Raw genomic sequence first — 12,743 nt, 5'->3', positions numbered from 1 at the left:
TGACTGCTATGATTAGGGCTCTTTATGAGCCCTTTCTTCTTGAATACTAGGAAAATTGAATGAAAGTCACCCTGTTGATCCCTGCACGCTATGGTTCCAGCCGCTTTCCCGGCAAACCTCTGGCACCGATTAACGGTAAACCTATGATCCAGCACGTTTATGAGCGCGCCGGACTGGCCAAAGGGTTGGATAACATCTATGTGGCAACCGATGATGTACGCATCAAGGACGCTGTAGAGGCCTTTGGCGGCAATGTTGTGATGACCGGCGCCGAAGCGGCCTCCGGCACCGACAGGATTAACGATGCCATTACCCAATTGGGGTTGGCGGATGACGATCTAGTGATCAATCTGCAAGGAGATCAACCCCTGATTGATCCCATCTCCATAGAGCAGATCATCAGTCTGTTCCAGCGTCATCCCGGTGAGTTTGAAATGGCCACCCTCGGCTATCAGATCACCGAAGAGGAAGAGCTGGACGATCCCAAGCATGTGAAGATGGTGTTCGACAACGAATTCTATGCGCTTTATTTCTCCCGCGCCCGGATCCCATTCGGCCGTGATGTCAGCGACTACCCTGTCTATAAGCATCTTGGGGTTTATGCCTACACCCGTCGTTTTGTCGAAACCTTTGCCAAGCTGCCTTTGGGCAGACTGGAAGATCTGGAAAAACTGGAGCAACTGCGAGCCCTGGAATATGGTCACAAGATCAAGGTCGCCATCAGCGCATTTGACTCGCCAGAGGTAGATACACCTGAAGATATCCGCCGCTGTGAACAGCGCCTGGCCGTAGACTGAAGCAGGTAGCAAGAGATGGAAATGTCATCTTTGGAAGTCTGGTTGATCATCATTTTGGTGATAGGCGTTATTGCCAGCAACCTGGCAGTACTCAAGTACAGTGCCAAGTTCAAAATGCCGCAATTTGGCCAGCACAGTAAAGACAAGCAGATAAAGCGTAAGGGTGAAGCCGCTGGCAACACGGATAAAGCCCCGAGCACCCAGACTGATGGAAAACATCAGGACAAAAACAAAGACTGACACAAAAAAGGCGCCATTGGCGCCTTTTCCATATCCATCTCTACTTGCACCTAGACTTGAGCAGGGCTTAGGCTCAATAAAACTGCACATCGGAAACCCGGGTCAGCCGGACACCATCGACCACCATCTGCCAATCACTTCCGACCCTGTGTGGCGGCTCTGACACTTCAAAACGACTGGAGATAAAACCGATCCCCACTTCAAAGTCGTTACCATCAAACTTCTGGATACCACCACTTATCGAGGTGCGGCTGTTGCCATCATAACGCTGATACTCCACAGAGCCATCGTGCTGAATAAGCAGATACATGTCAGCACTCTGCCATTCACCGGCATATTCGGCCTTGTCCAGCGGCAAGGGCTGGCCGCAACCGCCAAGGAGCCAGGCAAAAGCCAAAACCAGCATATATCTGAGACCGGAACATAGCCCGCTCAGCTTGCTGGCTTTAGATGAGTAAACAGATGAAGGAATTACCGCTGAGTCGTTCATGACAAAACTCCTTTTAATCAGATCCTGAAACGATTAGTGACGAAAGCCGCTGGCGAAAAAGGTGTTTCCACAGACAGGGCAAGACATTTTAATGGGTAACGGCTGAAATCCAAGTAAAACCATGATGCAGAGCCCAACTGGCACTGCTAACCAGTTGCCGGCAAAATGCGAAATGATCTTGGCTTCAGTGATATGGTCGGTTTGGGGCTGAAACGAACATGCCTGACAATGACAGGCGTTGTAATGCTTGATGATGCGCTCAAGTCTCACAAAAGGCTCCTCCCTGAGTCATATGGCTTATTTATCGGCAGTCGTTGCAGCAGCAACAGAACTGATCAATAAAAACCAATAGCATACCCTTTCCAAATCAAGCTACCCTAAAGCCAATAACAGTGCAAGCCAGCCTAAAGGACTAAAATTGTTGATTTTGTTGCCTATAAAAACACCGGAGCAAAGAAAAGGCTACCTCGGGTAGCCTTATTCATTCACTGCCTGATGCTCACAACGCTGCGATGGCTTCCTGGCATAGTCTGGTGATCCTGGCCCAGTCGCCCTGCTCCATCGCTTCCACCGGGGCAATCCAGCTGCCACCGATACAATCGACATTCCCCAGCGCCAGGTAGTCTTTATAGCTGCTCGGGGTGATCCCGCCGGTTGGGCAGAAACGGACATCGGCCAGTGGACCACTGAAAGCCTTGAGCGCATTGACCCCGCCTGAAGCCTCTGCCGGGAAGAACTTGAAGTGGGTATAGCCCAGACCCAACCCCACCATGACTTCGGAGATACTGGCCACCCCAGGAATAAGCGGGATCTTACCGGCTTTACCCGCCTTGAGCAGTTCCACAGTCGCCCCCGGAGTGATGGCAAACTGAGCGCCGGCCTCTGCCGCCTGCGCCAATTGCGCTTCATTCAGTATGGTGCCGGCGCCGACCAAGGCTTCCGGTACCTCGGCAGCTATCCGCCCTATGGCCTCGAGGGCACAATCTGTACGCAGCGTCACTTCCAGTACCCGAATACCACCGGCAACCAGGGCCTTGGCCAGGGGCACCGCATGTTCAATCTTGTTGATAACCATTACCGGAATGATCGGGCTCAGTTTAAATATGTCCTGAGGTTGCAAGGACCAGTTATTCTCAAGCATGTACTTTATTCCTTAATGATTAGTAATAGTCATCTATGGCACTGGTACTGCGAGCACCGGTTTCAGGGCTGCTGAGATTGGCGCGCAGCGCACTGAACAGCTCACGGCCCATGCCGTAACGCACACTTCTCAATTCCACTTTATCGGCACTTCTTGCGGCCAGTTGCTGCTCATCGACCAGCAGACTGAGTTCGCCCTTTTCGGCATCGACCCGCACCAAATCACCGCTGTGCACCTTGGCTATCATACCGCCATCTAGCGCTTCCGGCGTCAGGTGAATGGCCGCAGGCACCTTGCCTGAGGCTCCTGACATACGGCCATCGGTCACCAGGGCAACTTTAAAGCCCCTGTCCTGCAAAGTCCCGAGAATAGGCGTCAGCTTATGCAGCTCAGGCATGCCGTTGGCCTTGGGGCCTTGCCCCTTGACCACCACCACGCAGTCCTTATCCAGTTGACCACTGGTAAAGAGTTCATTGAGTTGATTCTGATCGTCGATAACCACAGCCGGTGCTTCCACCACTCTGTGTTGCTCCTGCACCGCAGAAACCTTAATAACCGCCCGGCCCAGATTGCCCTTGAGCAGCTTAAGACCGCCGTTGCTCTGAAACGGCTTGGCCACTGAAGTCAGCACTTCGCTGTCCAGACTTTCGGTCGGGCCATCCACCCAGCTGAGCTCGCCATTAAGCAACTTGGGCTCCTTGGTGTAACGCTCAAGACCAAAGCCGGCCACTGTGTTGACGTCTTGGTGCAGTAAACCGGCATCCAGCAGCTGCCGCACCAGATAAGCCATCCCACCGGCAGCATGAAAATGGTTGATGTCGGCATGGCCGTTGGGATAAACCCTGGCCAGCAGCGGCACCACATCCGACAGTTCAGAGAAGTCGTCCCAGTTGACTATGATGCCGGCCGCACGGGCCGCCGCCACTATGTGCATGGTGAGATTGGTCGAACCACCGGTGGCCAGCAGAGCCACTATGCCGTTGACTATCGATTTTTCACAAACCAGTTCGCCTATGGGACTGTATTGGCTGCCAAGTTCGGTCAGACGGCACACCTGTTTGGCGGCCGCCTTATTGAGCGCCTCACGCAAAGGGTCGTCCGGATTAACAAATGAGGAGCCGGGTAACTGCAGCCCCATGACTTCCAGCATCAACTGGTTGCTGTTGGCCGTACCGTAGAAGGTACAGGTTCCCGCGCTGTGATAGGACTTGGACTCGGCTTCGAGCAAGGCGGCTCTATCGACCTTACCTTCAGCAAACTGTTGGCGAATACGGGCTTTTTCCTTGTTGGGGATCCCGGACTTCATCGGTCCCGCCGGCACAAACAGCATGGGCAGATGACCAAAACTCAGGGCGCCAATCAGTAGCCCAGGGACTATCTTGTCACAAATACCCAGCAGCAAGGCACCATCAAACATATTGTGGGACAGGCCAACAGCGGTAGCCATGGCAATCACTTCACGGCTCAGCAGGCTGAGCTCCATTCCGGGTTGGCCCTGGGTAACACCGTCACACATGGCCGGTACACCGCCTGCCACCTGAGCAACGCTGCCCACTTCATTGCAGGCCTGTTTCAGCAATTCGGGATAATGTTCATAGGGTTGGTGCGCCGAAAGCATGTCATTGAATGCTGTCACTATGCCTATGTTGGCCTTGGTCAGCTGGCGCAGGCTGTCTTTATCGGCCGGCTGACAAGCGGCAAACCCATGGGCCAGATTGCCGCAGCTCAAGCTGCTGCGGTGCACGCCCTTGGCTCTGGCTTCGGCCAATGCCGCCAGGTACTTACCCCTGTGCTCTTGGCTGCGGGCAATAATCCTGTCTGTTACGGCTTGAACTCTTGGGTGCATCTTGCCTCCTTAAGCGCTCCAGAACACATCGACCGGGGTCTTGCGCTGCGCCAACACGGCGCGGATCGGCATTTCCCTGGGATCGTCACTCTCGAGAGCTTGGTGATATACGGAAAGTTTGGTTTCGCCGACCAGATGCAGATAGATCTGGCGGCTGCCGAGCACGGCTTTACGGCTCAGGCTGATCCTGGCGTGAGGCGCATTGCCCGGATGCACGGCGCACAGCAGTGCATCGGTTTCCAGCGCCTCGGTCAGTTGCGCTTCGGGGGCGCAGGGAAACCAGGAGCAGGTATGACCATCATTGCCCATTCCCAACACGACCACATCGAAAGGCCGCGGGAAGTTGGCCAACTGCTCTGTGGCCATACTCAAACCCGCTTCCGGGCTGGCAAACATATTCTTCAGGCCACGAAACTTGGCGCTGGCGGCGCGATTTTGCAGTAGATGCTCGCGCACCAGGCGCTCGTTGGAGTCCTTGTCTTCGGCATCCACCCAGCGCTCGTCGGCGAGCGTAATGTAAACATCACTCCAGTCGATCATCTTGTGGCTGAGCTCGGCAAACAGTTTCAGCGGCGTCGAACCACCGGAAACCACCAGGCTGGCCTTGCCGCGGCTATCTATCGCGTTTTGCAGCGCGCCGGCAATACGCTCGGCCAACTGGGCTTCCAGCGCAGTTGGGTTATCGAACGATTTGAATACGGTTTCTTTAATCATGCTATCTCCTTATTCATCCCAGGAGCGGCCGTCTTTGGTGATCAAGGCCACTGAGGCCACAGGCCCCCAGGTACCGGCAGGATAAGGCTTGGGCTTTTCGTTGCTCATCTCCCAGGATTGAATAATGCCATCTACCCAGGTCCAGGCCTGCTCCACTTCGTCGCGGCGCACAAACAATGCCTGATTACCCAGCATGGCTTCGAGCAACAAACGTTCATAAGCATCGGCGATACGTTCGTTCTTGAAGGTGTCTGAGAAGCTCAAATCCAGCTTGGTGGTTTGCAATCGCTGTTTTTGCTCAAGCCCGGGCACCTTGTTCATCATCTGGATCTCTACCCCTTCATGTGGTTGCAGACGAATGGTCAGCTTATTGGGCGGCAGATTACGATGGCTTGAACGATACAGGTTATGGGGTGGATTCTTGAAATAGATGACAATTTCAGAACTCTTGAACGGCATACGTTTACCGCTGCGCAGATAGAAAGGCACCCCGGCCCAGCGCCAGTTGTCGATATCGACACGCAAGGCGACAAAGGTCTCTGTGTTGGAATCCACGTTGGCGCCCTCTTCCTCCAGATAACCGGGAACCGGCGATCCTTTGAGGAACCCGGCCGAATACTGGCCGCGCACAGTGTTTTCAAATACATTGTCCTGATTGATGGGACGCAGCGACTTGAGCACCTTCACCTTCTCATCACGAATGCTATCGGCATCCAGGTTCACAGGTGGGTCCATGGCAATCAAGGTCAACACCTGCAACAGGTGGTTCTGGATCATGTCTCGCATCTGGCCGGCTTTGTCGAAATAGCCCCAGCGCCCTTCAATGCCCACCTCTTCGGCCACTGTGATCTGTACATGATCTATGGTGCGGTTATCCCACTTGGAGGCAAACAGTGAATTGGCAAAACGCAAAGCAATCAGGTTCTGTACTGTTTCTTTACCCAGATAATGGTCAATACGATAGACCTGACTCTCACTGAAGTAGGCAGAAACCTGATCGTTAATCACTCTTGATGACTGCAGATCTGAGCCTATGGGCTTTTCCAGCACCACTCGGGTATCGGGATGGATCAGTTGTTGTTCATGCAGGCAACGGCAGATATCACCGAAGATGGCTGGAGGCGTCGCAAAATAGTTGACCATCACCCGCTTGGCAGGCTCGAGCAGTTGGTGGAAGGCTTTGTAGCCTTCAGATTCGGTAAAATTGGTGCCGACATAATGGCAACGTTCGAGGAAGCGGGAAAGCGTGGTGTCGCACAGAGGTTCTTTAACAAAGGTGCTCAGGGCTGTTTTAACCAGTTCGCGAAAATCTTCGGCAGAGAATTCGTCTTTGGCAACACCTATGACCTTAGTGTCCCGATTGAGCAGGCCGGCCTTATCCAGCTGGTAGAGCGAAGGCAACAATTTGCGCCTTGCCAAGTCGCCCTTGGTACCAAAGAGTACAAAATCACAAGCTTTGGCCTCTGATGTTGTTTTGCCCATTGCTTAATGCTCTCCTTTTGTCGGTGGTGGTTCCGCTATGCGATGAAGAATTCCACACTTTTGTTGTAATATAACAACAGTATTTATTAAATGCATCTATAATTTGCAAATAAAGCCATGAGGCCAGTCTAGGCAGGTTTGGCAATAATCTGGTATGCTTTTCCTGCTTAAAACCTTCTTATCTCGGAAGTTAGCCTGTTTTCATTCCGGTATATACAGGACTTACGTCAAGATTGGTTTGCACCCTACTTTGTAGTGCTCAGGCCTCAAAGAAATAATAAAATTACATAATTTCAACCCAGCGGACGTACGCGTATGAATACCCTAGAAAAGGTTCAAAAAAACCTCCCCCATTTCAGCAAGTCAGAACGCAAAGTAGCCGAAGTTATCCTGGCATCTCCCCAGACAGCTATTCACTCAAGCATAGCAACTCTGGCCAAGATGGCGGATGTCAGCGAGCCTACAGTCAACCGCTTCTGTCGTCGTTTGGATACCAAAGGTTTCCCGGATTTTAAATTACATCTGGCCCAAAGTCTCGCGAATGGTACCCCTTACGTCAGTCGTCACGTTGAGGAAGATGATACACCCGAGTCTTACACCACCAAGATCTTCGAATCTTCCATGGCTTCTCTGGATACAGCACGCCAGAGCATAGATACCACGGCTATCAACAAGGCGGTAGACATACTGACTCAAGCGAAAAAGATCTCTTTCTTCGGTCTTGGCGCCTCGGCCTCAGTAGCACACGATGCCCAGAACAAGTTCTTCCGCTTTAATGTACCGGTTTTATGTTTCGATGATGTGTTGATGCAACGCATGAGCTGTATCAATAGTGATGAAGGCGATGTAGTGGTGCTGATTTCCCACACAGGCCGCACCAAGTCTTTGATCGATATAGCAAGATTGGCCAGAGAAAACGGCGCTGCCGTGATTGGTATAACAGCGCGCCACTCGCCGCTGTCGCAGGAATGTACCCTGCCGGTTACCATGGAGGTGCCGGAGGACACTGATATGTATCTGCCTATGGCATCACGTTTGGCTCAGTTGGTGATTATTGATGTGCTGGCGACCGGATTTACACTACGCCGGGGCCCACGCTTCAGGGAAAGTCTCAAACGGGTCAAAGAGGTATTGAAAGAATCCCGCATCGATAAGAGCGAGCCGCTGTAATCCCCTTTCCCGTAAGCTCCAGGGCAGTTACCAAAATTGGCAACTGCCCATGCCCCGCCTAAAATTAGCCGTAACTCACAAAAATAAAACTTTGAGTTAGATCATTTTGTCTGTAAGTTTCCTACATATTGAGCCGATGTCTGTTAATATAGCGTAAGATTTTTTTAAAACTTAAACGGAGTATATTATGTTCCGCAGAACCAAGATCGTTACCACGCTGGGCCCAGCCACAGATCGTGATGATAACCTGCGTCGTATCATAGCAGCAGGTGCCAACGTTGTTCGCCTCAACTTCTCCCACGGTTCCCCCGAAGATCACCTAAAACGCGCCAGCCAGGCTCGCAGTATTGCGAAAGAGCTTGGTGTACACGTTGCGATCCTCGGCGATCTCCAGGGTCCGAAAATCCGTGTTTCCACCTTCAAGGACAATAAGAAAGTCCAACTCAAGCTCGGCCAGCCATTCATTCTGGATGCCGAATTGGGTAAAGGCGAAGGTGATGAAACTCAGGTGGGTATCGATTACAAGGAACTGCCGGACGATGTGGTTGTCGGTGATATCCTGATGCTGGACGATGGCCGGGTACAACTGAAAGTCGAAAAGGTAGAAGGCCGTAAGGTACATACCAGCGTGACAGTTGCCGGTCCCCTGTCCAACAACAAGGGGATCAACAAGAAAGGCGGTGGTCTATCTGCCGCGGCGCTGACAGATAAAGACAAGCAGGACATTGTCACTGCGGCACAAATTCAGGTCGACTACCTGGCGGTATCCTTCCCACGCAGCGGCGCCGATCTTAACTATGCCCGCGAACTGGCGCAAAAGGCCGGCAGCAATGCCCTGATAGTATCCAAGGTAGAACGCGCCGAAGCCGTGGCTTCCGATGAAGCGATGGACGATGTGATCCTCGCCTCCGATGCCGTCATGGTTGCCCGCGGCGACCTGGGGGTAGAAATCGGCGATCCGGCTCTGGTTGCCGTGCAGAAGAAACTGATCAGCCGCTCGCGTCAGCTCAACAAGGTGGTGATCACCGCGACCCAGATGATGGAGTCTATGATCAGCAGTCCTATGCCTACCCGCGCCGAAGTCATGGACGTAGCCAACGCCGTACTCGATGGTACAGACGCAGTGATGCTCTCTGCCGAGACCGCCGCCGGGGATTATCCGGAAGAAACAGTTCAGGCCATGGCCAGGGTTTGTCTCGGCGCCGAAGCACATCCCAGTGTGCGGGTATCCAAGCACCGTCTGGATGAAAGCTTCAGCTCCATAGAAGAAACCATAGCGCTGTCTACCATGTATGCCGCCAACCATATGCAAGGTGTGAAGGCGATTATCGCCCTGACCGAATCCGGTGCAACGCCCAAGTTGATGTCACGGATAAGCTCGGCGCTGCCTATCTTCGCCCTCGCCCGTCATCAGCCTACTTTGGCCAAGATGGCGCTCTATCGTGGTGTCTATCCGGTTGAGTTTGACTCCACCGTTTATGCCGCCGATGAGCTGGCGAAGAAAGCCCTTGAAAGCCTCAAAGCCAAGGGATACCTGGAGAGTGGTGACATGGTGCTCATGACCAAGGGTGATGCCATGGAAACCGTAGGTGGCACCAACACCTGCAAGGTGTTGATCGTAGCCTAATGGCTTGCCAATAGCGCTAAGCTGATAACAAAACAGAAAAGGTACGCCGAGGCGTACCTTTTTTATTTCTGCTGCTTTTGTTCTGTTTCAGGCTTGGTGATTTTGTTTACATCAGAGCTAAGTTTACATCAGAGCTAAGCCCGCCCGGGACAGGCTTACCAAACTGAAATTCACATACCAATCAATCTCAATTACAGCGTTTCAAAGTCATCGACATTGATTGCCGCTAACCGCAGCTTATCGGCCTCAAACAACTGCTCATACTCGGCTTTACTGATAACCTCAGCGTCCAATGCCGCCTGATACAGAGATAAAGGGGCCAGTTTGGCAGGCAAACGGCCATCTTTTTGCGCCTTTCTCAGTTTGCCGTGCAGTTCACGGCACTGATATTGAGCCTTGAATGCCGCTTCCACCTCGGCAATACCACTGGTGTCGCCGTCAAATTCAGGACAGAGGAAGGTCAGCCTGTCGCGGGCCGGACCCGGTTTAAGCATGCTCTTGACCAGTTCAATGGACTGGCTGTCTTTCGGTCCGTTGAAGTGATTCCCCAGCGGGAATACCAGCACACGCATGATCCAGGCAACCGGACGATTGGGGAAGTTGGCTATCGCCTGCTCAAGCGCCTTGGCAGCCAGTTGCAATCGGGTATCCATCACATGTTTGACTATCGGCAGATCGTCAAACTGGCGGCCATTGTCTTCAAACAGTTTCAATGTGGCCGAGCCCAGATATAGCTGACTGAGAACGTCACCGAGTCTGGCCGAAATCATCTCCTTGCGCTTGAGATCGCCGCCCAAGATAAGCATCGACAAGTCGGTCACCAGCGCCAGCGCCTTTGACAGGCGGGCCATCTGCTTGTAATAGTCGCGGGTATCGCCACTCACGGGTGAGCGCTCAAAATAGCTACGGCTGAGGGCGTTGCCCAAAGAGCCGAAGGCGTTACGCAGCGCATAACCTATGTGGCCCATCAGCAAGGAGTCGAAACGCTCCAGCGCTTCACTGTTGTCTTCCATGCCGGCAGCTTCCATCTCGGCCAGCACATAAGGATGACAGCGGGTCGCGCCCTGACCGAAGATCATCAAACTACGGGTCAGGATGTTGGCCCCTTCCACTGTGATGGAGATAGGGTTGGCCATATAGCCATGAGCCAGATAGTTTTTTGGCCCCATCTGAATACCCTTGCCGGACTGAATATCCATGGCATCGTTCATCACCTGACGGCCAAGCTCTGTCATGTGATATTTTGCAATCGCGGTCACCACAGATGGCTTAACCTTGAGATCTATGCCTGTGGTTGTCAGACGACGGGCCGCTTCCAACTGATAGGTGTTGGCGATGATCCTTGCCAGCGCTTCCTGAACCCCTTCAAACTGACCTATGGCCATGCCGAACTGTTTACGCACGTAGCTGTAGGCGGTTGTCGTCTTGGTCGCCATATGCCCTGACGCCGTCGCCAGCGCCGGCAGTGAAATGCCACGTCCGGCAGAGAGGCACTCCACCAGCATACGCCAGCCGCGACCGGCGTATTGCGGGCCACCTATGATCCAATCCAGCGGAATAAACACCTCTTCCCCTTGAGTGGTACCATTCATAAAGGCCATATTGAGCGGATTGTGACGGCGACCAATTTTCACGCCGGGATGATCGGTTGGGATCAGGGCGCAGGTGATCCCCAAGTTAACCTTGTCCCCCAACAGCCCGTCTGGGTCACGCATCTGAAATGCCAGCCCCAGCACAGTGGCCACAGGTGCCAGAGTGATGTAACGCTTATTCCAGCTCAGCTTCAGCCCCAGAGTTTCCTCGCCCTGGAACTCACCGCGGCAGACTATCCCTTCATCGGGAATGGCACCAGCATCTGAGCCGGCTTCGGGGCCGGTCAGGGCGAAACAAGGGATCTCTTCACCTTTGGCCAAGGCCGGTAACCAGTGCTCTTTCTGCTCCTTGGTACCATAGTGAGTCAGCAGCTCACCCGGACCGAGTGAGTTGGGTACCATCACAGTCACGGCGGCGCTGACACTGCGGCTCGCCAACTTACTGACTATGGTGGAGTTGGCATAGGCAGAAAACTCACGGCCACCGTATTTTTTGGGGATGATCAGCGCAAAGAAGCCTTCTTTCTTGAAGTACTCCCACAGCTCAGGCGGTAAGTCCTTGCGGTTGTTGACTATGTCATAGTCATCAATCATTTTTAGCGCCGTCATCACCTGATGGTCGATAAAGTCTTTCTCTTCGGCGCTCAGTGCCGGCTTGCCATAGGCGTGCAGGCTTTCCCAGTTGGGTTTACCACGAAACAGCTCGGCTTCCCACCAGACATCACCGGCCTCCATCGCTTCACGCTCTGTATCAGAAAGCGGCGGTAACACCTTACGAAAGAAGGCCAATACCGGCCTTGTCACGAACTGCAGGCGTATATTGCGCACGAAGAACAGCGCTATCAGGACAACAATTATTAGAAGGATAATACTCATAACCAGACCTTTATTCTGCTTGAGAAACCAGCGGCACAGCCACACCGGCGGCCATGTAGGGGATCACCTTGCGGATGACCGCCTCTATATCATTATGTTCACCAAAGTCGGCTTCGGCTATCTCGTTGAGCGCATCGGCCGAGGCCATGGTGAAAACTATGGTTCCCAGGGTAAAGTGCAAGCGCCAGAACATCTCTGCCGGCGGAATGTGAGGTGCACTGCCGGACACAGCCTGAACAAACTGATCAAGATGCTCACCATAGTGGGTAGTAATAAACCAGCGCAAGTGCCCCTGGCTTTCGATGTAGCCGCGACCGAGCAGTTGCAGGAAGATACTGGTTCCTTCGTTGCGGACTTTGTTGAGTTCCAGCAGCGGCCCCACCAGGGAGGAAAAAATGGCATCCAAAGAAGCTTGTTTATCCCGGCCGATAAGCTCATTGATGGCGTTGGACGCCGACGGCATAAACACGTCCAGGTAACGTGCCAAAACCGCGCGGATGAGCTCTTTTTTGGAACCAAAATGGTAGTTTACAGATGCAAGATTCACTTCTGCTTTGCTGGTGATAAGCCTGAGGGAGGTTTCTGAAAACCCCCGCTCGGCAAACAGCTTCTCCGCGGCATCGAGAATTCTTGTCTTGGTATCAGATCGACTTGCCATTCCGTGACCTTAGTTAATTTAAAACACTCGTTTAAATTAAACATTGGTTACACTTATGTCAAACTAAATCTCGACCTCTTGCAAGGCCCGCAAACCGCCGTTAAAGACAG

Annotated in this window: 12 protein-coding genes; 4 read left to right on the top strand and 8 right to left on the bottom strand. The window is 53.0% G+C overall.

Annotated elements, in window-relative coordinates; all coding sequences use genetic code 11:
- Positions 1 to 59 precede the first annotated feature (59 nt).
- Positions 60 to 797 carry an 8-amino-3,8-dideoxy-manno-octulosonate cytidylyltransferase KdsB gene (kdsB, locus tag ACMHXI_RS02105; RefSeq protein WP_025010251.1) on the top strand — a complete coding sequence of 246 codons (738 nt, stop codon included), beginning with the start codon at positions 60 to 62 and terminating at the stop codon, positions 795 to 797.
- Positions 798 to 818: 21 nt separating this feature from the next.
- A complete protein-coding gene (locus ACMHXI_RS02100) occupies positions 819 to 1,037 on the top strand; it encodes a DUF2897 family protein (protein ID WP_071237428.1) in 219 nt (72 codons plus the stop codon).
- Between the two features lie 73 nt (positions 1,038 to 1,110).
- Here ACMHXI_RS02100 and ACMHXI_RS02095 read toward each other — a convergent pair whose 3' ends face one another.
- From ACMHXI_RS02095 to zwf, 6 genes are all read right to left on the bottom strand, one after another.
- Positions 1,111 to 1,527, bottom strand: a complete 417-nt coding sequence (locus ACMHXI_RS02095) for a hypothetical protein (RefSeq protein ID WP_243757091.1) — start codon at positions 1,525 to 1,527, stop codon at positions 1,111 to 1,113.
- Positions 1,528 to 1,560: 33 nt separating this feature from the next.
- Positions 1,561 to 1,797 (bottom strand): hypothetical protein, encoded by a 237-nt coding sequence (locus ACMHXI_RS02090; protein WP_139190686.1) that lies wholly within the window; start codon positions 1,795 to 1,797, stop codon positions 1,561 to 1,563.
- Between the two features lie 229 nt (positions 1,798 to 2,026).
- A complete protein-coding gene (locus ACMHXI_RS02085) occupies positions 2,027 to 2,668 on the bottom strand; it encodes a bifunctional 4-hydroxy-2-oxoglutarate aldolase/2-dehydro-3-deoxy-phosphogluconate aldolase (protein ID WP_096141904.1) in 642 nt (213 codons plus the stop codon).
- 19 nt (positions 2,669 to 2,687) lie between these two features.
- Complete coding sequence (edd, locus tag ACMHXI_RS02080) at positions 2,688 to 4,514, bottom strand: phosphogluconate dehydratase (protein WP_107111540.1); 1,827 nt, start codon at positions 4,512 to 4,514, stop codon at positions 2,688 to 2,690.
- Between the two features lie 9 nt (positions 4,515 to 4,523).
- On the bottom strand, positions 4,524 to 5,228 hold the full coding sequence (gene pgl / locus ACMHXI_RS02075; protein WP_044734564.1) for a 6-phosphogluconolactonase: 705 nt from the start codon (positions 5,226 to 5,228) through the stop codon (positions 4,524 to 4,526).
- A 9-nt stretch (positions 5,229 to 5,237) separates the two neighbouring features.
- Positions 5,238 to 6,710, bottom strand: a complete 1,473-nt coding sequence (gene zwf, locus ACMHXI_RS02070; RefSeq protein WP_025010246.1) for a glucose-6-phosphate dehydrogenase — start codon at positions 6,708 to 6,710, stop codon at positions 5,238 to 5,240.
- Positions 6,711 to 7,025: 315 nt separating this feature from the next.
- On the opposite strand from zwf, the gene ACMHXI_RS02065 reads away from it, so the two are divergent.
- Both ACMHXI_RS02065 and pyk read left to right on the top strand, forming a co-directional pair.
- A complete protein-coding gene (locus ACMHXI_RS02065; RefSeq protein WP_028781506.1) occupies positions 7,026 to 7,880 on the top strand; it encodes a MurR/RpiR family transcriptional regulator in 855 nt (284 codons plus the stop codon).
- Positions 7,881 to 8,067: 187 nt separating this feature from the next.
- On the top strand, positions 8,068 to 9,507 hold the full coding sequence (gene pyk / locus ACMHXI_RS02060; RefSeq protein WP_025889941.1) for a pyruvate kinase: 1,440 nt from the start codon (positions 8,068 to 8,070) through the stop codon (positions 9,505 to 9,507).
- A gap of 191 nt (positions 9,508 to 9,698) precedes the next feature.
- On the opposite strand, the gene ACMHXI_RS02055 is transcribed toward pyk, so the two are convergent.
- Together ACMHXI_RS02055 and ACMHXI_RS02050 are read right to left on the bottom strand one after the other, a co-directional pair.
- Entirely contained in the window at positions 9,699 to 11,975 is a 2,277-nt protein-coding gene (locus ACMHXI_RS02055) for an acyl-CoA dehydrogenase (RefSeq protein ID WP_413733877.1), read from the bottom strand.
- Positions 11,976 to 11,985: 10 nt separating this feature from the next.
- Positions 11,986 to 12,633 (bottom strand): TetR/AcrR family transcriptional regulator, encoded by a 648-nt coding sequence (locus ACMHXI_RS02050; protein ID WP_025010244.1) that lies wholly within the window; start codon positions 12,631 to 12,633, stop codon positions 11,986 to 11,988.
- Between the last annotated feature and the right edge of the window lie 110 nt (positions 12,634 to 12,743).

The sequence above is a fragment of the Shewanella sp. BJSY2023SW005 genome, from assembly GCF_047314585.1.
Lineage (GTDB): Bacteria > Pseudomonadota > Gammaproteobacteria > Enterobacterales > Shewanellaceae > Shewanella > Shewanella algae.
The sequence above is the reverse complement of the archived record's forward strand: the minus strand, read 5'-3'. Positions and strand labels throughout refer to the sequence as shown.